This is a genomic window from Streptomyces sp. NPDC055632 (assembly GCF_053618675.1).
The window spans coordinates 189,367-213,160 of sequence record NZ_JBSHHY010000010.1 but is presented as its reverse complement, the minus strand read 5'-3'; the positions used below and the strand labels follow the sequence as shown (position 1 = coordinate 213,160).

Sequence of the window (23,794 nt, the reverse complement as noted above, 5' to 3'; positions counted from 1 at the left end):
CGTCGACCACCTGGCCGCGTCCCCCTCCCGCTACGAGGAGGCCCGCGCCCGCCTCGACCTGGCCCGGGTCACCGGCTCCGCCGAGGCCCTCGCCGAGGCGACCGCCCTGGCCACCACCTGCGGCGCGTCCCTCCTCACCGCCGACGCGGTGACAGCCCGTGCGTCGTCCCACCCTCCGCAGTGAGGTAATGTTTCCCCTGCACGCCGACGCGGGACCAAACCGCCGAGGACGCGCATCGGGACGTGGCGCAGCTTGGTAGCGCACTTGACTGGGGGTCAAGGGGTCGCAGGTTCAAATCCTGTCGTCCCGACTTTTCGAAGTCGCAGATCAGGGGCCGTTTCAGAGCAATCTGAAACGGCCCTCGATCATTGTCGGAGGCCGGTCGGCACCGGACGGACGGTCCTGAGCCGGCTCCGCGTCATTCCCGCGGGGCGTCGCGCCGCGTTTCCGCGTCGAGCGTCGCGCGGAGGCGATCCGCGTACGGCAGGTCTCCGTGCCGGGTCGACCAGTCGGCCGCCAGACGCATCACCTGGACTCTCTGGAGGGGCGGGAGCGCCGGGAGAGCGAGCAGATCCTCAATGATCTGACATGCCTTCGGCCTCATGCCGTGCTCTTCGAGCCAGCTCAGGGCGCTGTCGACGGCGCGGGATCTCCGGTCCTCGTCGAGGGCCGGGTGGCGCAGGACGCCGGAGAGCACGGAGCGGGACTTTATCGACCGGTCGGTGCTCAGGCGGTCCAGAGCGATGTCGATGCCGACGCGTGCCTGTTCGGGGGACAGGTCGGGGCGTGTGAGGAAGGAGGCGAGCACCGGGCGCTGGACCTTGCCGCCGTGGCAGGCCAGCCACCGCAGGCTGACGTCCGCGAGGGACCGTGCCTGATCGCGCGTCAGCCCATCGAGCTGACTGAGCATGACGGACATGAGCACGTGGGCGTCCGGACGTGCGAGGAGTACGGTGCATCCGAGGTGGACGGCACGCTCCAGCTGTGCGGACGGCAAGTCCGGTACGCGCAGGAGGGAGCTCAGTACGGAACCGAACGCCTCGTGTTCCGGGTGGCTGTCGAGCCACGTGAAGGCGAGCGTGACGGCGGTCCGAGCCTGGTCCCGGGTGAGTTTCTCGCATTGGATGAGCAGGCGAAGGAGTATGGCCGGGGCCGACTCGGCGTCAGGTTGCGACCTCAGCCGTTCCAGGAGGATGGCGGCGGCGTCCGCCATGCTGTCGGTGGACAGCAACGTGCCCAGGACGCGGGAGCCTGCCGGGTGGTCGGCAGGACCCACGGTCGCCCACCAGCGTGCGACGGCGATCACCCTGGGACGCAGCTCCGGCGGGCACCCGTCCGTGGAGAGGAGTCTCTGCACGACCCGACCTGTGCTCGGGTGTACCCGTCCCCTCTCCAGCCAGTCCAGTGCGCTTCGGATCAATGTCGCGCGGTCCGGGTCCGGGAGGCGATCGTCTTCGAGCAGAACACACAGTTCCGGACCGATGTTCGAGCCCGGGCGCAGATCGGAACGCAGCCACGCGAGGCCGTGATCGACGAGTTTCCGGCGGGCGGCGGCCTCGATGTCCGTGCGCTGCAGGAACCCGCGGATCACGGGTGCGACTCCGAGGGACCGGTAAGGAGTGAGCCACGCCAGTATGCCCGTGACCACTCTCTCCAGTCGGTCCTCGGAGTGGTCCATGCCGAGCAGGCGTTTCAGCAGCGCCGGCGTGTGACGCCAGTCGGGCCGGGAGGACACCCAGGCGAGGGTGCAGTCGACCACCAGGTCCTCGGTCCTCGGCGGAAGGTCGGGGCGCTCCATCAGCGCGAGCAGAAGATACTCCGTGTCGGTCTGTCCGCCCCGGCGAACGAGCCATCCGACGGAAGCCTCGACGAGGAACGCGGGAGCGGGGTCCATACCTCGCAGGGCGGCGGTGAGAAACGGCCGAGCGGTGTGGCCGGCCTCGGCGCGGGAGAGCCAGGGGGCAACCAGGGTGTTCCACACGGAGCGGTCGAACCCTTGCCAGGGCCGGCTCGTCACCATCGTCAGCAGCGCTTGGCCGCCGTCGTCACCGGCTCCGGCCAAGAGGTGGCCGAGCCGGTTCATGTGGGCCGCGAGCCATTCCCCGCAGAAGCGTTCCAGGGCGGCGATCCGATGGGCGGGGCCGTGCGCCGCCATGTCGACGGCCAGCCGCCGGAGATGGCCGGTGAACAAGAAGAACGTATGCGCATGCCGTGTGAACGCGGCGAAGAGCGCACCGGCGGTTCCCGCGTCGATGCTCCATCCGGGAGGAGGCATCAGCGACTGCAACAGGAGTTCGTCGGTGACGATGTCGTGGACCACGACCAGCTGGCCGTCGACCTCATCGAGCCACCCGAGGGAGATCAGCGTGTCGACGACGCGCCGCCCTCCGAACGGAACGGCCGGCCCACCGGCCGCTGTGAGGAACGTGTCGACGGCCTGTTCGACGACCACGCGAGGCTGGGGGCTCGCCACGACCGCCACGGTGAAGGCCAGCTGCTCGACGGCAGGGGTGGCCATACCCAGGGAGGAGGGGCTGAGGGCGGGGCTCGTGGCGAGCGCGTCGCGGCGCATGCCCTCGCGCAGCCAGTCCAGCAGCTCGCCAGGCCGGACGGACGCCGCCGCCGGTGTGTGCTCGGCCAGTCCCTGCTCCTCGATCGCCCGCGCGATCAACAGCGCGATCACCGGACGCCGCCCGCAGATCCGGGACAGCGCCTCGTTCCCCCACCGGCGCACGGTCTCGGGTGCCGTGTGGCGGACTATCTGGTCGATGACCGCGGACTGGTGCGGCCAGTCTTCCCGTACGTAGATCTCGTCGAGCACTCGGCTGCTGCCACGGAGCTGAACCGTGTGCAGGGATCCGGGTCGCACGGATGCCAGGCATGCCACGCTCACGCCACGCTGCTTGGCCTCCGGGATCAGCACTTCGGCGAGGACGCGCAGGTCGACCTGTGGGCAGGCGTCGAGGTAGTCCAGTATCAGCAACACCCGTCGGTGGCCGCACGAGACGATGGCCGCGGCCACGTCGTCGACGGTCACGGCGCTGTCGGCCTGGACGTGCAGGACCTGCCAGCCCGCGCGGTCCGCTCGGTGAGCGACCTCGAAGCACGTCCGAGTCTTGCCCGAACCGGCTGGTCCTACCAGCAGCGCCCCTCGTGAACGGCCGGTGCTCAGCCGGGCGAACAGGTGGTCCGGGTGCGACGCGTGGTCCGTCCCGGGATGGATGAAGGGCAGGTGTTCCTCATCGAGGAAGCTGCGGCGTCCGAGCAGGCGCCGCATGACCTCGGCATGGGTGCGTACGCGGCCGCGCACGGCTGGGTCGAACGGCGTCGGGACGATGTCCTTCGGCGGCACCGGCTCCACCCCGTGTTCGGCCAGCAGGCGCACGAACTCAGGATCCCGGGACACTTGGGAGAGGTCTGTCGCGGTGAGGCTCGCCGCGCCGGACGGAACGTGATGACTCGTGCACACGCCGACGAGAACGCCGTCTCGCGTGATGACCCCTGCCCCGGACACCCCCTGCCAGGGGGACCCGCTCGATTCCAGCGGCGCAGGGCTGCTGAGGGACAGCTCCATCTCGTGGCTCCCCAGGAAGGAGCCCAGGAGGATCGAACCGGCCAACTGGCGCGTTTTCGGAATGCCTTGACGCAACGCGTGGTCGGGGAACCCGATCGCGACGAAGGGCACCGACTCCGCGGTTCGGGGCAGGACGCCCCACCGGGCGGGAGGGACGAGGGGCCCGCCCTCCCCGAGAACCAGGAGGGCGAGGTCCACCTCATGGTCCCGGTGCCGTAGCACCGCGGTGACCTGAAGCCTCTGTGCCGACTGCCCTGGAGTTCTCACCTCATGGCGGTCACCGTGCCGGGTGAAGCCGTGGGCGGCGCAGATGACCAGTCGTGAGGCGAGCAGGAAACCGGAAGCGGCGAATCGAGGGACGCCGTCGGATCCACGGCGCACCACCATGGCCACACGCTCCAAGGACTGCTGCGCGGCGATCACATCAGCCACAGCCGACACCACTCCCGGAGGGCCGACTCATCCACGAGGTCAATCCTCCAGAACGGCTCCACGCCCCGAATCCGTGAGGACCGAGCCGCCGTCGGCCGTCTCGGCCGAGAGCTCCAAAGACAGGGTGTGCGTGGTGGAGACGCCCTCGGTCGCCTTTCCCCCGGCCGACAGCACCCAGAACTTGACCTCGCCCTGAGCCTCCGCCGACGCCGTCACGGCGACCTGTACGTCCAGCTTCACGGACTGCACTCGAAGCCGGACCGGCTGGCCCTCGCCGTCCGCCATCGCCTGCGCCAACTCACCACGCAACGCCTTGATGGTCTCCGCCAGGCCGATCTCCACCAGTCCCCCTCTTCCAGACCGCTGCTGCCGCCCTCGTGCCCGTGTGGTGACGGTGGCGGAGGCGGTCTACGTGATCATCCCATCATGGTAAACGGTCGAGGCGTCGGCGGCGGTGTCGTACCCGAGGCGACGCCGGGCGGCAACACGCCTGCGCGGCAACACCGGTGACGGGCCGGAGGGTCGGCGGGAGCCCTTCCCGTATCACCATATGGACTAGACCAATTCTGTGATCAAGGAGCGCCGACCTGGGGTGCTTCGCGTGCGACCTGCGGCGTTCGCGGCGAACCGCGAGGGGCGGGAGTGGCCGGAGGGGGTTATTGGTCTAGACGTTTCGCGTGGGGCGTCGTTACATGGTCCGCGCACGATCAAGGGAGCTCCCGCACCATCGTTTTCATCTCTCCACGCAACCGGAGGAAACTCATGGTCAAGAGTCTGTCCGCCCTCGCCGGCCGCGCCCTCGCGCGGGTCCTGCCCCAGGAGACCGCCGCGGCCGCGTGCGCGTGCCCGGCCGGCAGCTCCAGCTGGTGTTCGGGCGAGAACCTGTACACCCGCTTCTGCTGTTCCTGGAACTGCGCCGCCAAGCCCACCTGCACGGTGACCGTGGTCTACGGAGCCTGCTGACGGATCGGCTGGGCGACGGGCCCCGGCGACCTCCGTGTCGCCGGGGCCCGGCACCGCCGGCATCGAACTCCGGCCCGCACCACGGGACGAGAGGGGACGCGAGACGTGGACCACCTGCTCTTCGGCGCCCGGTGCGCCCTGACCCTGACCCTGCTGACCTCGGCCGTCGGCAAACTGCGCACCCCCGGTGACCTCGGCCGGACCGTCGCGGACCTGGGCTTCGTCCCGCAGCGCCTCACCGGCGTCACGGCCGTGGCCGTGATCGCCGCCGAGGTGGCGGCGGCCCTGCTGATCTGGCTGCCCGGTGCGACGGGCGCCGCCGCGTTCCTCGGTGCCGGAGCGCTCCTCGTGGCCTTCACGGCGGTGCTGGTCGTCCTGATCCGCAGGGAGGACGACGTCTCCTGCGCCTGCTTCGGCGCCTCGCGCACCCCCGTGGGTCCCGCCCACCTGGTGCGCAACGGCGTCCTGCTGGCCGTCTGCGGCCTCGGGGTCGTCGCGCTGGCCCGGGGAGCGGACGCCGTGGTGCCGCCCGAACCGCCGGCCGCGTTCGCGGCCGGGGCGATCGCGGTCGTCGTCGGTGTCCTGCTGATCGCCACCGACACCCTGGCCGGTCTCTTCGCCCGGCCGCAGTGACACCGGCCCCGCCGCCCCGGCACCGCCCGCACCCGCCCCGCCCGCATCCGTACCACCCGCGCGGGCGCACCCGTCGTACCGGCGGCGCGCCCCGTCGAGAACACCGGCACCGCGTGTGCCGCACCGGTGGCCGTCCGACCACCCCCAGCACACGGAAATGAGGCACAGTTGTCCGTCACCACCACCGTCGTCGTCTGTCTGAACGCCGTCGTCGGCGTGCTCAACCTGGTTCTGCTCCTGGCGCTCGCCCGCCGCATCACCGACTCGGGCCACGGCCACGGCGGAAACGCCGGGGAGGCCGCCGTCACGGTGCCGGAGAACCGGCTGGCCGACGGATCGCCCGTACCGGCCTTCCGCGTGACGACCCGTCACGACGGGGAGATCGACGAGGCGGATGTCCCCGGACCGGCGGCCGTAGGCTTCTTCTCCACGACCTGCCGCCCGTGCCGCGAGCAGGCTCCGGGCTTCGCGCGGATCGCCTCCACCGTCCCCGGCGGGCGCGACCGGGTCGTCGCCGTGATCAAGGGGGCCGGGAAGGTGGCCGACGACCTCGTGGAGATCCTCTCTCCCGTGGCGCGCGTCGTCGTCGAGGCCGACGACGAGAACGACCCCACCCTGCGGCCCGGCGTCAGCCTGGCCTCCGAGGCCTTCGGGATCGTCCGCTGGCCCAGCTACGTGGAGATCGGCGCGGACGGGCGGATCACCCACCGGGAGTCGGCGACCGAACTGTTCGCCGACCCCGCCGAACTCGCGCCCCAGACGGTCTGAGCACCGCCGTGGACACCGCACCGGGCGACGGCACGCGTCGCCGCACCCTCGAAGCGCTGCGCTCCGCGGCCGCCGCCTTCGCCCTGGCCTGGCGGTCGAGCCCGGCCACGGTCGGCGCGTACGTGGCGGTCAGCGTCGTCGCGGGCCTGCTGCCCACCGCGGCGGCCCTGCTGGTGAGCAGCCTCCTGGACCGGCTGACCACCCCCGGCGGCGGTTCGCTGACGCCGGTCGCGCTGCTGCTCGTGGCGGCGACGCTCGGCACGTCGCTGACCACCCCGGCCTCGGAGTTCCTGCGCAGCGAGAGCACCCGGGCCCTGCGCGTGCGGGTGCAGGACGAGATGCTGGACGGCGTCAACCGGCTGCCGGGCATGCGGCACTTCGAGGACCCCGCCTTCCAGGACCGGCTGCGGCTCGCCCAGCAGGCCGCCGGCAACGCACCGGACCTGTTGGTCGGTTCGGTGGTCAGCGGTCTCCAGGCGGTGGTGCTGCTCGCGGGATTCCTGATCACCGTCTTCGTCATCAACCCCGTGCTCGGGGCGGTCACGGTCCTCCTCGCGGTGCCGGCGCTGCGGACCCAGCTGGCGGCGGGGCGGCGCCGTGCGGAGGTGCTGCGCGAGACGATGGGCAACAGCCGCCGCGAGATGTTCTACGGGAGCCTGCTGTCGGACACCGACACCCTCAAGGAGGTCCGGCTCTTCAACCTGCAGCGCTACTTCACCGACCGGGCGGCGAACGAGCTGCGCACCGTCGTCCGCGCCGAACGCGGCACCGACCTGCGCAATCTGCGCGAGCGCGTGCCGGACCTGCTGCTCGGTGCGGCGGTCTTCGCCGCCGGGCTGCTCTGGGCGGTCCGCGCCGCCGGCCGAGGCGAACTGACCGTCGGTGACCTGTCGGTGTTCGTGACGGCCACCGCCGGCATCCAGCGCGGCGTCGCACAACTCGCCTCCACGGCCTCCACCGCGTACCAGGCGGCCCTCACCTTCACGTTCTTCCGGACCCTCCGCGACGTCCCACCCGACCTGGTGCTCACCGACAGCCCCGACCGGGTGCCGCGCCTGACCGGACGCATCGAGCTGCGGGACGTGTGGTTCCGCTACACGCCGGAGTCCCCGTGGATCCTGCGGGGAGTCGACCTGAGCCTCGCGGCCGGCGAGGTGACAGCGCTCGTCGGCGTCAACGGGACCGGCAAGAGCACCTTGGTGAAGCTGCTCTGCCGGCTCTACGACCCGACGCGCGGCCGGATCCTGTGGGACGGAGTCGACCTGCGCGACGTCGATCCGGCCGACCTCAGGGAGCGGATCGCCGCGGTCTTCCAGGACTACGGCCGCTACGACCTGACGGCCGGGGAGAACATCGGCATCGGCCGCGTCGCCGACATCGGACGCGAGGACCTGGTGACCGAGGCGGCCAGCTCGGCCGGGGTGCACGCACGGCTCTCGCGGCTCGGACAGGGCTACGACACCCTGCTCAGCCGGATCTTCGCGTCCGCGGGTTCCGCCGGCGCGGCCGTGGGCGAACTGCTCTCCGGCGGCGAGTGGCAACGCGTCGCCATCGCACGGGCGTTCATGCGCCGTGACGCCGACCTGATGGTGCTCGACGAACCGAGTTCCGGCCTGGACGCGGCGGCGGAGCGGGAGATCCACGACAGTCTGCGCACCCTGCGCGCCGAGGCCACCGTGCTGGTCATCTCGCACCGGCTCAGCACGGTCCGGGACGCCGACCGGATCGTCGTCCTCGGCGAGGGCCGCGTCACGGAGAGCGGAACGCACGACGAACTCCTCGCGCGGGACGGCACATACGCGAGGCTGTTCCGCCTCCAGTCGGAGGGATACGCGCCGCAGGAACCGACCGGCGCCCCGGCCCTGTTGCCGGGACCGGACGCCGACGGCGGGCCGGACGGTGACGGCCGACCGGGTGGTGACGGCCGACCGGGTGGAGACGGTGAACCGGGTGGAGACGGTGAACCGGGTGGAGACAGGAGCCCCGGCGCCGTCGACACCCTCCCCACCACCTCCACCCCGGCCGACACGCGGCCACCCGTGGACGCTCGATCGGTCGTCCCGCGGTGACCGCGGTCACCGTCGCCCTGATCGCCGCCGCGGCACTGGTCGTCGGGTGCCTCCTGGCGGCGCGGCGCGTCCTGATCGCCGTCACGGTGCACGGCGCCAGCATGTTCCCGGCCCTCGCGCCGGGAGACCGCATCCTGGTGAGGCGAGCCGCGTCGCCGGCCGCACGCCCCCGCGTCCACCAGGTCGTCGTCCTGCGCTGCGACCGCATCCCCGGGGCGGGTCCGGGCGGGCTGGTCGTCAAGCGCGTCGCCGCGCGCCCGGGGGACCGGGTGCCGTCCGCGGTCGGCGACGGCGTCGTCCCCGACGGCCGCATCGTCGTGCTGGGCGACAACCCTGAGGTCAGCACCGACTCCCGCGTATGGGGGCCGGTGCCCCTCGACAGCGTCGTCGGGACCATGATCGGCCGCCTCGCCCGCCCGGGCCGATCCCACCCGGCCGCACCGCGCGAGCGGACGCGGGGCTGACGCCCACCGCGTCGGCCGGCGGCAGCCGGACGCGGCCGAAGTCTTCCCGGATCCGGCAATGAACCGCCCTCCACCCGTGTGACACCATGATCCGGCCCGCGGCGGCACCGTCCGTGACGGAGTGTCACGGGGCGGGCCCGGAGCGGGGATCGGCAGGCGAGGGGGAGGCCATGACCGTAGTGCCCCAGGCGAACGGGCGGTTGCGGACCGGTGGGCACATGGTCGTGTGCGGGGACGACGCGCTCGCGCACCGGATCGCCGTCGAGCTCGCCGACGTGTACCGGCAGGCCGTCACCCTGGTCGTGCCGCCGCCGGTCGGTTTCGAGGGGGTGGCCGGTCAGCCGGCGGGCGTCTCCCGGGCCTCGGCGCTGCTCGGCCGGATGAGCGCGGCGGTCGGGCGGCCGGGCGGGCTGCCGGGGAACGGCGCGGACGCCGGGCAGGGGCCGGGCGTGCGGGAGGTGACCGCCGCCGTGCCCGACGAGCAGGTCCTCGCGGAGGTCGGCGTGGCGCGGGCCGAGGCCCTCGCCCTGCTCTACGAGGACGACGAGGCCAACATGCGGGCCGCGTTCCTCGCCCGCCGCCTCAACCCGAGGATCCGGCTCGTCCTGCGGATGTACAACCGGAACCTCGGCCGGCGCATGGCGGAGCTGCTCGACCAGGCCACCGACCTCACGGTCCCCGAGAACGTCCGCGGCCGGCACGACACCTCGACGATCGTACTCTCGGACGCCGACACCACCGCCCCGGCGCTCGCCGCCACCGCCGTCGCCGGCACCCGCAAGATCGTCCAGGCCGACGGACTGCTGCTGCGCGCCGCCGAGCGGCTGCCCAGCCGCCCCGGGGACGTCGCCGCGCCCGGCCTCGCGACCCTCGCCCTGCTGTCGTCCACGACCACCGACCCGGCCGGCGCCGAGGGCTCCGACCGCAGCGGCCCGCAGGCCCCCCAGCTGCTCCCCGACGACGCCGCCGTACGGGCCGCCGCGGGGCGCGGCACCATCGTCCTGGAGGCCGTCACCCACGAACCGGCCGCGCCCCGCAGGCGCACGAGCCGGGGCGCCTCCTTCAAGGAGCTCCTCTCGCGCCGGCTGCGCTGGGCCCTCGCCGGGGTCGTCGCGGCCGTCACCGTCCTGGCCGTCGTCTCCTCGCTCGTCACCGACGACTCCGCGCTGCACGCCGTCTACATCACCCTGCTCGACCTGTTCGCGATCGCCGACCCCGCCGTCGAGGAATCCGCCCCCCGCCAGATCCTCCAGCTCCTCACCGGGTTCGTCGGCCTCGCCCTGCTGCCCCTGCTCGTCGCCGGCGCCCTGGAGGCCCTCGGCGCCTAACGCAGCGCCGCCGCCCTGCGCCGGCCGCCGCGCGGGCTCGCCGGCCACGTCGTCCTGCTCGGCCTCGGCAAGATCGGCACCCGCGTCCTGGCCCGGCTCCGCGAACTCGACATCCCCGTGGTGTGCGTGGAGGACGACCCCGACGCCCGGGGCGTCGCGCTCGCCCGGAGCCTGCGCGTCCCGGTCGTCCTCGGTGACGTCACCCAGGAGGGAGTCCTGGAGGCGGCCAAGGTCCACCGCGCGCACGCGCTCCTCGCCCTCACCAGCGCCGACACCACCAACCTGGAGGCCGCGCTGTACGCGCGCACGCTCGCGCCCGACCTGCTCGTCGCCCTGCGCCTGTACGACGACGACTTCGCCACCGCCGTCTACCGCACCCTGCGCGCCGCCCACCCCGGCGCGCTCACCCGCAGCCGCAGCGTGTCCACCCTCGCCGCGCCCGCCTTTGCCACCGCCATGATGGGCCGCCAGATCCTCGGCGCCATCCCCGTCGAGCGCCGGGTGCTGCTCTTCGCCGCGCTCGACGTCGCCGGACAGCCCCAGTTGGAGGGGCGCACGGTCCAGGAGGCCTTCCGGCCCGGCGCCTGGCGCGTCCTCGCCCTCGACACCACCGCCCCGCAGGCCCGCCGCCCCGACCTCACCGCCGCCCACGACCGCGACGCCCCGCCGGGCCTCCTGTGGGACCTCCACTCCGGCTACGTCCTGCGCCCCGAGGACCGCGTCGTGATCGCCGCGACCCGGGCCGGCCTCGCCCAGCTCCTCGAACGGTCCCGTACGCCCGCCTCCGGCCGGGGGCTGTGAGGCGCCGCCGTCACAGCTCCTGGTCCGGCCAGTCCAGGAAGCGGGCGCCGATGACGGCCGTCTGGAGGGTGTAGCGCTGGGCGGGGTCGCCCGGATCGGCGCCCGTGAGGCGGTGCACGCGGTCGAGCCGGTACGTCACCGCCCGCACGCTCAGGGAGAGCTGCCGGGCCGTCTCGGCGGCGACGCAGCCGGTGTCGAAGTACGCGGTGAGCGTGTCGATCAGCGGCCGGGCGCCGCCCCGCGCCTCCCGGAGCGGGCCCAGGACGCTGACCACCAGGTCGGCCATGGCCTGGCGGTCACGGGTGAGGACCGGGTAGACGAGGAGGTCGGCGGCGCGCAGGACCGGGTCGTTCAGGTCCAGGCGGGCGGCCAGGTCGAGGGCGTTCAGGGCCTCCTCGTACGACTGGACGACACCGCCCGGGCCCGAGTGGGGGCGCCCGATCGCGATCTGTCCGCCGTCGGTCGCCGCGTACGCCTGCTTCGCGAAGAAGGACAGCACCTCCGGCTGGTCGGCCGGGGCGACGCAGACGAGGCGCCCCTCCTTCGTGGTGAGCAGGATGCGCCGCTGGCCGAACCGGGCCACGAGGGACGCCTCGACGCCCCGGGTGACGGAGGCGCCGTCCTCGTACGGCTCCCTGCCCTGCGCCACGGCCACCGCGTGCGCGTGGGCGAGCAGCAGGTCGAAGCGCTCGGCGCGCTGGGCGAGGCGGCCGAGGTCGCTCCGCCCGTACAGCAGGTCGTCGATGAACTCGCGGCGCGACGCCTCCTCCTGGCGCACCGCCAGGATCCCCGCCCGCTCGTGCCCCTCCGCGAAGGCGTCGACGGCCTGCTCGACGACGGCGAGGAGGTGGTCGCCCGCGGCGCGCGGCAGCTCCGCCCGCAGCTCCCCGGCGGCCGAGAGGTGCGCCCGTATCAGGGCGCGCAGCCCGATCCCGGCCTCGGCGGCCCGCTCGCCCCGGGCCCGCAGCGCCTCCAGCTCGTCGCGGGTCAGCCGCCGGCCCGTCGCCGAGGCCCCCGCCAGGATCTCTCCGTACCCCTCCAGGTACTCCCCGGACACCACTCGTTCCACCGGCGTCCTCCCCGCCCCTGTGCCTCGCTCGAACCCCCCTCGACGCACGGACCCGAACGCGGGCCGGACACCGCCAAGGGGCGGTCACCGGCATCAAGGACGCGTCAAGATTGCCGGAAACCGGCAATGCGAACAAGTGGACGGCCGAGCCACGATGGCTCCACGGAGGGCACGTCCGCCGGCGGAACGCCGGGGACGGGCAGCGAAGACCGCGCGTCGAGGGGAGGGGGAGCACGATGAGTGAGTCCCCGACCGATGCCCTTCTCCCGGACGGCGCCCGCTCCGGCGGCAGTGCCCGCCTCCCGGCCCGTGGACGTTTCCCGGCCCGCGGGCTCTCCCCGGCCGGCGCCCGCCTCCGGTCCGGCACCCGCTTCCCGACCGGCGTCCGCCTCCCGGCCGCACCGGCGTGCCGCTGCCTCGCGCGGCGCACGGCGAAGCTCTTCCCCGACGAACCGTAGCCGTCCCGGGAGGACTCCGGTCCCCGGGTACGGCCCCCTCACGGCCGGCGGACGACGGCGCCCGGCCCGGGCGCGGACCTCCCGCACGGGACGGCCCCACCGCGGACGTCCACCGGCCGGCGGCGCGGACGCGGTGCCGCCACACCCCTCAACCTCCTTCATACACACGGGGTTCCCCATGGATGCCATCACCGTGGGCATCGGCGCGCTCGTCGCCGTTGTCCTGCTCTTCGTCCTCGTCCTGGTCTTCGTGATCGGCAGACTGTTCCGCAAGGTGGAGCAGGGCAAGGCGCTGATCGTCTCGAAGATGCGGAAGGTCGACGTCACCTTCACCGGACAGGTCGTCCTGCCCGTGCTGCACAAGGCCGAGGTCATGGACATCTCGGTCAAGACGATCGAGATCTCCCGCACCGGCCGCGACGGCCTGATCTGCCGGGACAACATCCGCGCCGACATCCGGATCTCCTTCTTCGTCCGCGTCAACAAGACCGTCGAGGACGTCATCAGGGTCGCCCAGGCCATCGGCACCGTCCGCGCCAGCGACAAGGACACCCTCCAGGAGCTGTTCAACGCCAAGTTCTCCGAGGCGCTCAAGACCGTCGGCAAGCAGCTCGACTTCACCGACCTCTACACCAAGCGCGAGGAGCTGCGCTTCCGGATCATCGAGATCATCGGCATCGACCTCAACGGCTACAGCCTGGAGGACGCGGCCATCGACTACCTGGAGCAGACCCCGCTCGGCCAGCTCGACCCCGGCAACATCCTCGACGCCCAGGGCATCCGCAAGATCACCGAGCTGACCGCCGCCGAGAACGTGCGCACCAACGAGTTCCGCCAGCACGAGCAGAAGGAGATCACCCGGCAGAACGTCGACGCACGCGAGGCCATCCTGGAGCTGGAGCGGCGCCAGGCCGATGCCGAGATCAAGCAGAAGCGCGAGATCGACACCGTACGGGCCCGCGAGGAGGCCGAGACCGCCCGGGTGGTGGAGGAGGAGCGGCTGCGGGCGCAGAGCGCCTTCCTGAGGACCGAGGAGCAGCTCGGCGTCCAGCGCGAGAACCAGGCCCGCGAGGTCGCGGTCGCGCAGAAGAACCGCGAGCGGGTCATCGCCGTCGAGACCGAGCGGATCGAGAAGGACCGCCTCCTGGAGGTCATCGCCCGCGACCGGGAGACCGAGCTGACCCGCATCTCCGCCGAGAAGGAGGTCGAGGCGGAGCGCCGGGACATCGCCGAGGTGATCCGCGAGCGGGTCGCGGTGGACCGCACGGTCGCCGAGCAGGAGGAGTCGATCAAGCGGCTGCGGGCGGTCGAGGAGGCCGAGCGCAACCGTCAGGCGATCGTGATCGCCGCCGAGGCCGAGGCCCAGGAGCGGCTGGTCAAGGACATCAAGGCCGCGGAGGCCGCCGAGCAGGCCGCCGTGCACCGGGCCGCCGAGGAGCTCACCCTCGCCGAGGCCCGCAACAAGGCCGCCGACATGGACGCCCGCGCCAAGATCCGCCTCGCCGAGGGCGTCCAGGCCGAGGCCGCGGCCGAGGGGCTCGCGGCGGTCCGGGTCCGGGACAAGGAGGCCGACGTCATCGAGAAGGCCGGCCGCGCGGAGGCCGGGGCCACCGAGGCCCGGCTGCGCGCCGAGGCCGCCGGCGCCCGCGAGAAGGCGCTCGCGGAGGCCGAGGGCGCCAGGGAGAAGGCCCTCGCCGAGGCCACCGCGATCGGCGAGAAGCTGAAGGCCGAGGCCGCGGGCCTGACCGAGAAGGCGGCGGCGATGGCCGCCCTCGACGAGGCGTCCCGCGCCCACGAGGAGTTCCGTCTCCGCCTGGAGGCCGAGAAGGACGTCCGGCTCGCCGGCCTCGACGTGCAGCGCCAGGTCGCCGAGGCGCAGGCCACCGTCCTCGCCACCGGTCTGGAGAACGCCGACATCAACATCGTCGGGGGCGAGTCCGTCTTCCTCGACCGGCTCGTGCAGTCCGTCTCGCTCGGCAAGTCCGTCGACGGCTTCGTCGAGCACTCGGGGACCGCGCAGGCCCTCGCCGGTCCGTGGCTGGACGGCTCGCGGCCCTTCACCGAGGACCTGACCCACGTGCTCGGCTCGCTCTCCGGCTCCGACGTGCGCGACCTCAGCGTCTCCGCGCTGCTCGCGAAGCTCATGAAGTCCGGCGCGCTCGACGGCCTCCTGCCGGCCCCGACCCCGGCCCCGACCCCGGCCCCGGCCCCGGCCGCGCCGGCCGGGACCGCCGCGCTGAACGGCGCGGCCAAGGACTGACCGCCCACGGGGGTGGCGGTCGGTACGGGTCCGGTGCCGGCGAACGGGGGAGTGGCCGGCACCGGACCCGCAGTCACTACGGTACAAGGGAGCACAGGGATGAGCGCCGGAATCGACCAGGACACGTACGCGGTGCTGCGCGACCGCCTCACCGCGCAGGCCGGCGAACTGGCCCGGCGGGCCGAGGCGCTCAACACCGCCCGTACCGCCGCCTTCGGCTCCGGCGGACTCGCCCTCACCGGCACCGACCGGGTCCGCACCGAACGCGCCGGGGTGCTCCTGGACGTCGTCGCCGTCGGGGACGGCGTCCTGCTGTTCGGCGGGAGCCCGGTCGCCACGGGCGGTGAGGGACCGGCGGTCGCCGACGTCCTCACGCTGCACGACCGGGACCTGAACCCGCTGCCCGGGGACGCGGTCCCCGGCCTCCTGGACGACCCCGGCTTCGTCCGCGAGTTCGCCGCGCTGCACCGCTACTTCCGGGGCGCCCGGCTGCTCCGGCTGCGGCGCGTGGAGGACCGGCTCCTCGCCGTCTTCCGGACCGGGGAGAAGGCCGACGACCTGCGGGTGCTGCGCTGGGCCCTCGAACCGTCCGGCGGGGCGCGGTTCCTCGACGCCCGGGGCGAGCGCGACCACACCTTCCCGCCCGCGCACGACCTCGACTGGACGGAGAGCACCCGGGACGACCACGTCTCCGGCCGGCACCCCCACATCTCGCTCGGCGGGCGCCTGTACGTCTCCACGACCGGCGGGGCGCTCACCGTCAAGACGGAGAACGACCCCGAGACCGGCACCGGGGTGTACGCGGAGCCGGTCGACGAGCCGCTGCAGTCCCTCGCCGACGCCGAGGTCGCCCACGCCGTCGTCGGCGCCCTGACCCTGATCCGGGTCCGCCCGTACAAGGAGGAGGCCGTCCGCCACCTCGTCTTCAACGCGCTGACCGGGACCGTCGTCCGGCTCGACGGCATCGGGCAGGCCTGTCTGCGGCTGCCCGACGACGAGGGCGTCGTCTTCCCCGGCGGCTACTGCCTCTCCTCCGGTGCCGTGAAGACCTTCGACACCGACACCTCCGGCCTCGCCTTCGACCGGGCGGTCCGCTCGCCCAACGGCGAGGACCTCCTCTTCGCCTTCCACGCCGAGGCGGAGGGCCGCGGCCTCCTCCTGCCGTACAACCTGATCCGCAAGGAGATCGCCACCCCGCTCGCCTGCCGGGGGTACGCGCTGCTCGACGACGGGACGATGGTCGTCCTGCGCGGCGAGTCCGGCGAACCCGGCCGGGTCCACCCCGTGCAGGTCTGGACGACGCCGTACGTCTCCGACACGCACGCGGCCCCCGTGAGCGACGACCCGCTGGCCCGCATCGGCAACGCGGACCTCGTCCGGGGCATCTCCGACTGCCTGTCGATCGCCCGGCGGGCCACCGAGCTCACCCCCGCCGGCGAGGTGTACGAGGCGCTCGTCGCCGCCTGCGAGAGGGCCGGCGACGTCCACCACTGGCTGGGGGACCCGGAGACCGGGGACCTGCGCACCCCGCTCACCGAACTCCGGGCCACCGCCGGACAGGTCCTCGACGAGTTCGCCACCGTCACCACCCTCACCCGGCAGGCCGCCGACGCCCTCGCCGGGGCGACCGAGCGGATCGCCCGGCTCGTCCGGCGCGTCCGCGGCGAGGCGCCCGCCACGGCGGAGGAGTGGATCTCGCGCATCACCGAACTCCGTCGTGCCCAGGGCCACCTGGTGTCCCTGAAGGAGATGCGGTACGCCGACACGGACGCCGTCGACGCCCTCGCGGCGGACGTCGAGTCCGACGTCGCCGCGGCCGGCCGCCGCGCCGTCGCCTTCCTGCGGGGCGAGGACGCCTTCGCCGGACAGCACGCCGAGGCGGAACGGCTCGCCGCCGACGCCGGGGAGGTCGCCACCGTCGCGGGGACGGGCCCGGTCGGCGAGCTGATCGACGAGCGGACCACCGGCCTGCGCGCCCTCGGCGAGATCGTCGCCGGACTCGACATCGGCGACGCCACCGTCCGCACCGCGATCCTGGGCCGCGTCGCGGACGTCCTGGGCGCCCTGAACCGCGCCCGCGCCGTCCTCGCCGCCCGCCGCGCCGAACTCCTCGACCGCGAGGGCCGGGCGGAGTTCGCCGCCGAGTTCGCCCTGCTCGGCCAGGCCGTCACGGGCGCGCTCGCCGCCGCCGACACCCCCGACCACTGCGACGACCAACTCGGCCCGCTGCTCCTCCAGCTGGAGAACCTGGAGTCCCGCTTCGCCGAGCACGACGGCTTCCTCGCCGACCTCGCCGAGCGCCGCACCGAGATCCACGACGCCTTCACCGCCCGCAAGCAGTCCCTCCAGGACGCCCGCGCCCGCCGCGCCGAGCGCCTCGCCGGATCGGCCGACCGCGTCCTGGAGACGATCGCCCGCCGGGCCGCCGCCCTGACCGGCCCGGACGAGGTGCACACGTACTTCGCCTCCGACCCGATGGTCGCCAAGGTCCGGCGCACCGCCGCCGAACTGCGCGAACTCGGCGACCAGGTACGGGCCGAGGAGCTGGAGGGGCGGCTCGGCGCCGCCCGCCAGGAGGCCGGGCGCGCGCTCCGCGACCGCACCGAGCTGTTCTCCGACGGCGGCGACACCATCCGCCTCGGCCGGCACCGGTTCGCCGTCAACCGGCAGGCACCCGAGCTCACCCTCGTCCCGCACGGGGACGCGCTCGCCCTCGCCCTCACCGGGACCGACCACCGCACGCCCGTCACCGACCCGGAGTTCGCCGCGACCCGCCCGTTCTGGGACCGGACGCTGCCCTCCGAGTCGCCCGCGGTCTACCGGGCCGAGCACCTGGCCGCCCGGCTGCTCGCCGAGCACGGCGCGGACGGCCTCGTCGGTGCCGACCTGCCCGCGCTCGCCCGGACCGCCGCCGAGGCCGCCTACGACGAGGGGTACGAGCGCGGCGTCCACGACCACGACGCGGCGGCGATCCTGGAGGTGCTCCTCGGCCTCCGCGAAGGGGCCGGACCGCTGCGGTACCCGGCGGCGGCGCGGTCCGCCGCCCAGCTCTTCTGGGCCCACGCCGCCGACGACGCCCGCGAGCAGTGGACCCGCCGCGCGGTCTCGCTGACCCGTGCCCGCGACCTCTTCGGCGCCGCGTCGGCCGTCGACGGGCTGCGCGAGGAACTGGCCGGGGAGATCGGCGACCCGACCGCCGCCGAGTACCTGGTCGAGGAGCTCGCCGCCGGCCCGAGCGGCTTCGCCGTCTCGGACGCGGCCCGCACCCTGCTCGACAAATTCCGCCGGGCCGTGGGCAGTTCCGCGTACGACGACGCCCTCGCCGGGCTCGCGGACCCCGGCGCGCGGCGCCAGCTCGTCGAGGCCTGGCTCACCTCCTACGCCTCCGCCTCCGGCGAGCCGCTCGACGGGGGCGTGCTCACCGAGGCCGTCGCCGTCGAGCTCTGTCCCGGACTCGAACGGTACGAGGTCGACGCCCCGACCACCGCGACGGTCACCGGCCTCCTGGGCGCCCACCCCCGCGTGCGCGACCGCGCCCTCGACGTGCGGATCGACGAATTCCTTTCCAGGACACGGGAGTTCGCCGCCGTCGACGTGCCCGCCTTCCGCGCCTACCAGGAGCGCAGGGCGCAGCTCGTCGCGGCCGAGCGCGCCCGGCTCCGCGTGGACGAGTACCGCCCCTGCGTCATGTCCTCCTTCGTCCGCAACCGGCTCGTCGACGAGGTCTACCTGCCGCTGGTCGGCGACAACCTCGCCAAGCAGCTCGGCGCCGCCGGGGACGCCAAGCGCAGCGACTCCCACGGCCTGCTGCTGCTCCTCTCCCCGCCCGGCTACGGCAAGACCACCCTGATCGAGTACGTCGCCGACCGCCTCGGCCTGCTCCTCGTCAAGGTCGACGGACCGGCCCTCGGACAGCGCACCACCTCCCTCGACCCGGCCGGGGCGCCCGACGCCACCGCCCGCCGGGAGCTGGAGAAGATCGCCTTCGCGCTGTCCGCCGCCAACAACGTCCTGCTGTACGTGGACGACATCCAGCACACCTCGCCGGAGTTCCTGCAGAAGTTCATCCCGCTCTGCGACGCCACCCGCACCCTGAACGGGCACGACCTGCGGGGCAAGCGCTTCGCCGTCTGCATGGCCGGCAACCCGTACACCGGGTCCGGACAGGCCTTCCGGGTGCCCGACATGCTCGCCAACCGGGCCGACGTGTGGAACCTCGGCGACGTCCTGACCGGCAAGGAGGACGTCTTCGCGCTCAGCTTCGTCGAGAACGCCCTCACCTCCCACCCGGCCCTCGCCCCGCTCGCCGGCCGCGACCGGGCCGACCTGGAGCTGCTCGTCCGGCTCGCGGCCGGCGACCCGACCGCGCGCCGCGACCGGCTCGCCCACCCGTACGCCCCGGCCGAACTGGAGCGGATCCTCGCCGTCCTCGGGCGGCTCCTCACGGCCCGCGAGACGGTCCTCGCCGTCAACGAGGAGTACATCGCCTCCGCCGCCCGGAACGACGCGGCCCGCACCGCGCCGCCGTTCCGGCTCCAGGGCTCGTACCGCACCATGAACAGGATCGCGGCCCGGATCTCGCCCGCCATGAACGACGCCGAGCTGGCCGCCGTGATCGACGACCACTACACCGCCGAGGCCCGGACCCTCACCACCGAGGCCGAGGCCAACCTCCTCCGCCTCGCCGAACTGCGCGGCACCCTCACCCCGGAGCAGGCCGCGCGCTGGGCCGAGGTGAGCGCCGCGTACGTCCGCGCGCGGGCGCTCGGCGGCTCCGGGGACGACCCCCTCGCCCGTGCGGTCGCCGCCCTCGGGCTCCTTGCCGACCGGATCGCCGCCGTCGAGTCGGCGATCGACCGGGCGGCCGACCCGGGGAACCCGCTCCGGGCCCCGCGCCGACCGTGACCCGGGGAGCCCGCCGAGGGCGCCGCGCCACCCGTGAGGAGCGCTACATGAGGAGCGCGCCCGGGTCCCGGACCAGCGGGGCCGTGCCGACGGAGTTGCTCACGTTGAAGGTGACGCTCCCCGCCCGGTAGCGGTCCTCGGTCCACTCGATGGGGCGGCCGTCCGGGTCGCTGGTGAGGTGGCGCTGGCGCAGGAGGGGGCTGCCCCGGCGGACGCGGAGCAGCCGGGCGTCGTCGCTGCCGGCCGGCACGGCGTCGATGAGGTGCTCGCCGTAGTGGGCGACGATCCCGGCCTCCTCGGCCATGCTGTCCATGATCGAGGCGCAGTCGACCGGCAGGGCCTCGACGGCGGGGGCGGCCCAGGCCGCGTACGCGGTGCGCTCCACCATCACCGGCTCCCCGTCCAGGTACCGCAGCCGCAGCACGCCGAGGACCCCGGCCCCCTCCGGCAGGACGAGCCGGCGCGCCTCCTCGGGGGTGGCGGGGCGCCGCTCGCGGTGCAGGAAGCGGCTCGTGGCCCGGTAGCCCATGGCCCGCGCCCACTGGGCGAAGCTGTGCAGCTCGGCGAAGCTGTGCCGGCGCTCGCGGCGCAGCACGATGCGGCGGGCGCCCTGGCGGGAGCCGATCAGCCCCTCGGAGGTGAGGAGGGCGACGGCCTGGCGCACGGTGCCGCGCGAGGCGGACCAGCGGTCGGCGAGGTCGCTCTCGGACGGCAGCCGGGCGCCGACGGGGTACTCGCCGCTGAGGATCGAGCGGCGGAGCCCCTCCGCGATCTCCACGTAGAGCGCCGTCACGGCGTCCCCCTTCCCACGCATGGCTGTGCACACCCGGTCACGGCGCGTGCTGTCCTTCCGTCCACCCTAACCCGGTTCGCGGACGCGGGGCGTACCCGTGGAGGCGCCCCAACACCACCGCGTTCACCCGGGGTTCACCGCCACCGGCTCTTCCGGGAGGCGTGGGGGACCCGTCACGCGCCGTTCACCCGCCGGACAGGAGGTGCGGGCGAACTAGGGGCGTCTTGTCCAGACAAGTTCCACCCTCGCTCCTGGGAGAACCCGTGCACAGAACCCCCGTCCGCGGTGCCGCCGTCCTGCTCGGCGCCGTCGTCCTCACCACCGTCACCGCCTGCGGCGCCGCCCCCGAGGGCGAGGCCGGAGCGAAGGGCGACGGCGCGAAGGCCGCCACCGCGGCCTCCGCCAAGGACCTCGGAGGCCTGGACGCCCTCGCCGCGGCGGCGAAGAAGGAGGGCGCGCTCCACGTCATCGCCCTGCCGCCGGACTGGGCCAACTACGGCGAGCTGATCAAGGCGTTCGAGAAGAAGTACGGCATCGAGGTCGAGAGCGAGAACCCGGACGCCTCCAGCGCCGACGAGATCGCCGCCGTCAAGTCCCGCAAGGGACAGAAGCGCGCCCCCGACGTCCTCGACCTGGGCATCGCCTTCGCCCGCAGCGGCGCCGAGGAGGGCCTCTTCGCCCCGTACAAGGTCGAGGCCTGGGACAAGATCCCGGCGGGCCAGAAGGACGAGGCCGGGCGCTGGTACAACGACTACGGCGGCTACGTCTCCATCGGCTGCGACGCCAAGCGGATCCCGAACTGCCCGACGACCTTCGCCGACCTCCTCAAGCCCGAGTACAAGGGCAAGGTCGCCCTCAACGGCAACCCGACCAAGTCCGGCTCGGCCTTCGGCGGCGTCTACGCGGCCGCCCTCGCCAACAAGGGCTCCTTCGCCGACATCCAGCCCGGCATCGACTTCTTCGGCGCGCTGAAGAAGAGCGGCAACTTCATCCCCGTCGAGTCCACCCCGGCCACGGTCGAGAAGGGCGAGACGCCCATCAGCATCGACTGGGACTACCTCAACGCCGGCTACGCCGACCAGTTCAGGTCCAAGGGCGTCGACTGGAAGGTCGCCGTCCCCACCGACGGCGTCTACGCCCAGTACTACTCCCAGGCGATCAACAAGGACGCCCCGCACCCGGCCGCCGCCCGCCTGTGGATGGAGTTCCTCTACAGCGCCGAGGGCCAGAACCTCTGGCTCAAGGGCTACGCCCGCCCCGTCCTGCTCCCGGCCATGACCGCCGACGGCACCGCCGACAAGACCTTCGTCGCCAAGCTCCCGAAGGTCGAGGGCACCCCCTCCTTCCCGGCCTCCGCCGAACTCGACAAGGCCAAGGCCACCCTCGCCGAGAAGTGGGACAAGGCCGTCTCCTGATGTCCTCCGCCTCCTCCACCCCCACCACGGGAACCGCCTCCACGACGGAGGCCGCTCCCGCCACGGGAACCGTCGGCGGCACCCGCCGCCGGCGGCGCGGACCCCGCCCCTGGCTCGCCGCCCTCCCGCTGATCGCCTTCACCGCCCTCTGCTTCGGACTCCCGCTCGGCGCCCTCCTGTACGGGGCCGTGACCCGCACCGACCCGGCCACCGGAGCCACCGCGCCGACCGGCGAGCACCTGAGCCGCTCCCTCCAGGGCCCCTACCTCGGCTCCCTGATCGGCAGCGTGCAGCTCTCCGCCCTCACCGCGCTCCTCGGCTCCGTCCTCGGCGTCCTCATCGCCCAGGCCGTCGTCACCTCCCGCTCCCGGGCCCTGCGCGGCGCGGTCCTCACCGCCTCCGGAGTCCTCGCCAACTTCGGCGGCGTCCCGCTCGCGTTCGCGTTCATCGCGACCCTCGGCATCTCCGGCGTCGTCACCCAGCTCGCCGACCTCACCTCCCTCGGCTGGAACCTGTACTCGTTCACCGGCCTCACCGTCGTCTACCTGTACTTCCTGATCCCGCTGATGGTCCTGGTGACCGCCCCCGCCCTCGACGGCCTGCGGCCCCAGTGGCGCGAGGCCGCGCGGAACGCGGGCGCCGACGGATGGCAGTACTGGCGCCACGTCGGCCTCCCGGTCCTCGCGCCCTCGCTGCTCGGCGGGTTCGTGCTGCTCTTCGGCAGCGCCTTCGCCGCCCACGCGACGGCCGCCGCGCTCGTCGGCGGCTCCGTCCCCCTGGTCACCCTGAAGATCGCCGACGCGCTCTCCGGGAACGTCCTGGTCGGCCAGGAGAACGTCGCCCTCGCCCTCGGCCTCGACATGATCCTCGTCGCCGGACTCGTCATGGCCCTCTACCTCCCCCTCCAGCGCAGGAGCGCCCGATGGCTGCGATGACCCCCACCGCCCCGGACACCGCGCCGGAGGCCGGGGCGCGGGCGGACCGGCCCGTCGCTCCCGCACGGCGCCCCCGCCCCCGCCCCCGCGTGTGGCGCGGGCTCGTCCTCGGCCTCGGCGGCGCGTACTTCCTGGTCCCGCTGATCGCCTCGTTCGTGTTCACGGTCCACACCCCCGGCCAGGGCGTCTCCTTCGCCGCGTACACCGAACTCCTGGGCGCCGAGGGCTTCCTGAGCAGCCTGCTGCTCTCCCTCGGGCTCGCCGCCGCCACCATCGCGCTGTCCCTGCTGCTCGCCGTGCCCGCCCTGGTGGCCGTGCGGCTCGGCGCGCCCCGGCTGCGCCCGGTGATCGAGCTGCTGTGCACCCTGCCGCTCGTGGTGCCGCCGATCGCCCTGGTCACCGGCGTCACCACGGTCCTGCGCTGGGGCCCCGACCACCTCTCGCGGACCCCGCTCTACCAGACGTTCCTCGCCGTCCAGAACGAGGACTTCCCCGTCGTCCTGGTCCTCGCGTACACCGTCATGGCCCTGCCGTTCGTGTACCGCTCCCTCGACGCCGGACTGCGCGCCGTCGACGTCCCGACCCTCGTCGAGGCCGCCCGCAACTGCGGGGCGAGCCGCACGTACGTGATGCTGCGCGTGATCCTGCCCAACCTGCGCTCCTCGCTCGCGGGCGCCGCCTTCCTCACCCTGGCCCTGGTCCTCGGCGAGTTCACCGTCGCCTCGCTCCTCGGCTTCCGGCCGTTCGCGGTGTGGATCGTCTCCGTCTCCGGCGCCCAGGCCCGGATGTCGGTGGCCGTCTCCCTGCTCAGCCTGCTCGTCACCTGGGCCCTGCTGCTCGTCCTGTCCCGGGCGGGCACGGCACCGGCCGGCCCCCGTACCCCCTCCCGTACCTCCCGTCGCACCGTCCGCAAGGAGCCCTGACCC

At 73.7% G+C, this 23,794-nt stretch carries 15 protein-coding genes, 1 tRNA gene and 1 pseudogene; 13 read left to right on the top strand and 4 right to left on the bottom strand.

Translation table 11 applies throughout. The features are described 5' to 3' along the window. Together ACWGSR_RS16410 and ACWGSR_RS16405 are read left to right on the top strand one after the other, a co-directional pair. On the top strand, positions 1-184 hold a 184-nt coding region (locus tag ACWGSR_RS16410), incomplete at its 5' end, for a hypothetical protein (protein ID WP_453567046.1). Between the two features lie 53 nt (positions 185-237). Continuing rightward, positions 238-311, top strand: a tRNA-Pro gene (locus ACWGSR_RS16405). Positions 312-419: 108 nt separating this feature from the next. Here the strand turns inward: ACWGSR_RS16405 and ACWGSR_RS16400 are convergent. Continuing rightward, complete coding sequence (locus ACWGSR_RS16400) at positions 420-4,007, bottom strand: trypsin-like peptidase domain-containing protein (protein ID WP_453567044.1); 3,588 nt, start codon at positions 4,005-4,007, stop codon at positions 420-422. Positions 4,008-4,046: 39 nt separating this feature from the next. Further along, positions 4,047-4,349, bottom strand: coding sequence for a trypco2 family protein (locus ACWGSR_RS16395; RefSeq protein ID WP_376230852.1), 303 nt, complete (start codon positions 4,347-4,349; stop codon positions 4,047-4,049). A gap of 420 nt (positions 4,350-4,769) precedes the next feature. Between ACWGSR_RS16395 and ACWGSR_RS16390 the strand changes: the two genes are divergently transcribed. From ACWGSR_RS16390 to ACWGSR_RS16365, 6 genes and pseudogenes are all read left to right on the top strand, one after another. Next, complete coding sequence (locus ACWGSR_RS16390; protein WP_376230853.1) at positions 4,770-4,970, top strand: hypothetical protein; 201 nt, start codon at positions 4,770-4,772, stop codon at positions 4,968-4,970. Between the two features lie 105 nt (positions 4,971-5,075). Beyond that, positions 5,076-5,603 carry a MauE/DoxX family redox-associated membrane protein gene (locus ACWGSR_RS16385; RefSeq protein ID WP_453567042.1) on the top strand — a complete coding sequence of 176 codons (528 nt, stop codon included), beginning with the start codon at positions 5,076-5,078 and terminating at the stop codon, positions 5,601-5,603. Positions 5,604-5,771: 168 nt separating this feature from the next. After that, on the top strand, positions 5,772-6,371 hold the full coding sequence (locus ACWGSR_RS16380; RefSeq protein ID WP_453567040.1) for a TlpA family protein disulfide reductase: 600 nt from the start codon (positions 5,772-5,774) through the stop codon (positions 6,369-6,371). A gap of 8 nt (positions 6,372-6,379) precedes the next feature. Beyond that, complete coding sequence (locus ACWGSR_RS16375) at positions 6,380-8,440, top strand: ABC transporter ATP-binding protein (RefSeq protein WP_453567039.1); 2,061 nt, start codon at positions 6,380-6,382, stop codon at positions 8,438-8,440. Then, a complete protein-coding gene (locus tag ACWGSR_RS16370; protein ID WP_453567037.1) occupies positions 8,437-8,904 on the top strand; it encodes a S26 family signal peptidase in 468 nt (155 codons plus the stop codon). Before ACWGSR_RS16375 ends, ACWGSR_RS16370 begins: the two co-directional genes overlap by 4 nt. 218 nt (positions 8,905-9,122) lie before the next feature. Then, positions 9,123-11,033 (top strand): annotated as a pseudogene (locus ACWGSR_RS16365) (NAD-binding protein). A 10-nt stretch (positions 11,034-11,043) separates the two neighbouring features. Here the strand turns inward: ACWGSR_RS16365 and ACWGSR_RS16360 are convergent. Further along, complete coding sequence (locus tag ACWGSR_RS16360; protein ID WP_453567035.1) at positions 11,044-12,102, bottom strand: PucR family transcriptional regulator; 1,059 nt, start codon at positions 12,100-12,102, stop codon at positions 11,044-11,046. Positions 12,103-12,738: 636 nt separating this feature from the next. Between ACWGSR_RS16360 and ACWGSR_RS16355 the strand changes: the two genes are divergently transcribed. Beyond that, positions 12,739-14,820: a flotillin family protein gene (locus ACWGSR_RS16355; RefSeq protein ID WP_453567033.1), complete on the top strand. Its 2,082-nt coding sequence runs from the start codon at positions 12,739-12,741 to the stop codon at positions 14,818-14,820. 99 nt (positions 14,821-14,919) lie between these two features. Beyond that, positions 14,920-19,725 carry a DNA repair ATPase gene (locus ACWGSR_RS16350; protein WP_453567031.1) on the top strand — a complete coding sequence of 1,602 codons (4,806 nt, stop codon included), beginning with the start codon at positions 14,920-14,922 and terminating at the stop codon, positions 19,723-19,725. A gap of 43 nt (positions 19,726-19,768) precedes the next feature. Here the strand turns inward: ACWGSR_RS16350 and ACWGSR_RS16345 are convergent, their stop codons facing one another. Continuing rightward, complete coding sequence (locus ACWGSR_RS16345; RefSeq protein WP_376230863.1) at positions 19,769-20,539, bottom strand: GntR family transcriptional regulator; 771 nt, start codon at positions 20,537-20,539, stop codon at positions 19,769-19,771. A 275-nt stretch (positions 20,540-20,814) separates the two neighbouring features. Here ACWGSR_RS16345 and ACWGSR_RS16340 point away from each other — a divergent pair, with 275 nt between their 5' ends. From ACWGSR_RS16340 to ACWGSR_RS16330, 3 genes are read left to right on the top strand one after another with little or no spacing between them, the layout of a single operon-like run. Then, positions 20,815-21,933 (top strand): ABC transporter substrate-binding protein, encoded by a 1,119-nt coding sequence (locus ACWGSR_RS16340; protein ID WP_453567060.1) that lies wholly within the window; start codon positions 20,815-20,817, stop codon positions 21,931-21,933. Next, a complete protein-coding gene (locus ACWGSR_RS16335; RefSeq protein ID WP_453567029.1) occupies positions 21,933-22,868 on the top strand; it encodes an ABC transporter permease in 936 nt (311 codons plus the stop codon). Before ACWGSR_RS16340 ends, ACWGSR_RS16335 begins: the two co-directional genes overlap by 1 nt. Beyond that, a complete protein-coding gene (locus tag ACWGSR_RS16330) occupies positions 22,856-23,791 on the top strand; it encodes an ABC transporter permease (protein WP_453567027.1) in 936 nt (311 codons plus the stop codon). Before ACWGSR_RS16335 ends, ACWGSR_RS16330 begins: the two co-directional genes overlap by 13 nt. Positions 23,792-23,794: the final 3 nt, after the last annotated feature.

Coding starts and splice junctions, on each gene's coding strand:
- ACWGSR_RS16390 (WP_376230853.1), top strand. CDS start 4,770: ATGGTCAAGAGTCTGTCCGCCCTCGCCGGCCGCGCCCTCGCGCGGGTC.
- ACWGSR_RS16355 (WP_453567033.1), top strand. CDS start 12,739: ATGGATGCCATCACCGTGGGCATCGGCGCGCTCGTCGCCGTTGTCCTG.
- ACWGSR_RS16350 (WP_453567031.1), top strand. CDS start 14,920: ATGAGCGCCGGAATCGACCAGGACACGTACGCGGTGCTGCGCGACCGC.
- ACWGSR_RS16345 (WP_376230863.1), bottom strand. CDS start 20,539: ATGCGTGGGAAGGGGGACGCCGTGACGGCGCTCTACGTGGAGATCGCG.
- ACWGSR_RS16335 (WP_453567029.1), top strand. CDS start 21,933: ATGTCCTCCGCCTCCTCCACCCCCACCACGGGAACCGCCTCCACGACG.
- ACWGSR_RS16330 (WP_453567027.1), top strand. CDS start 22,856: ATGGCTGCGATGACCCCCACCGCCCCGGACACCGCGCCGGAGGCCGGG.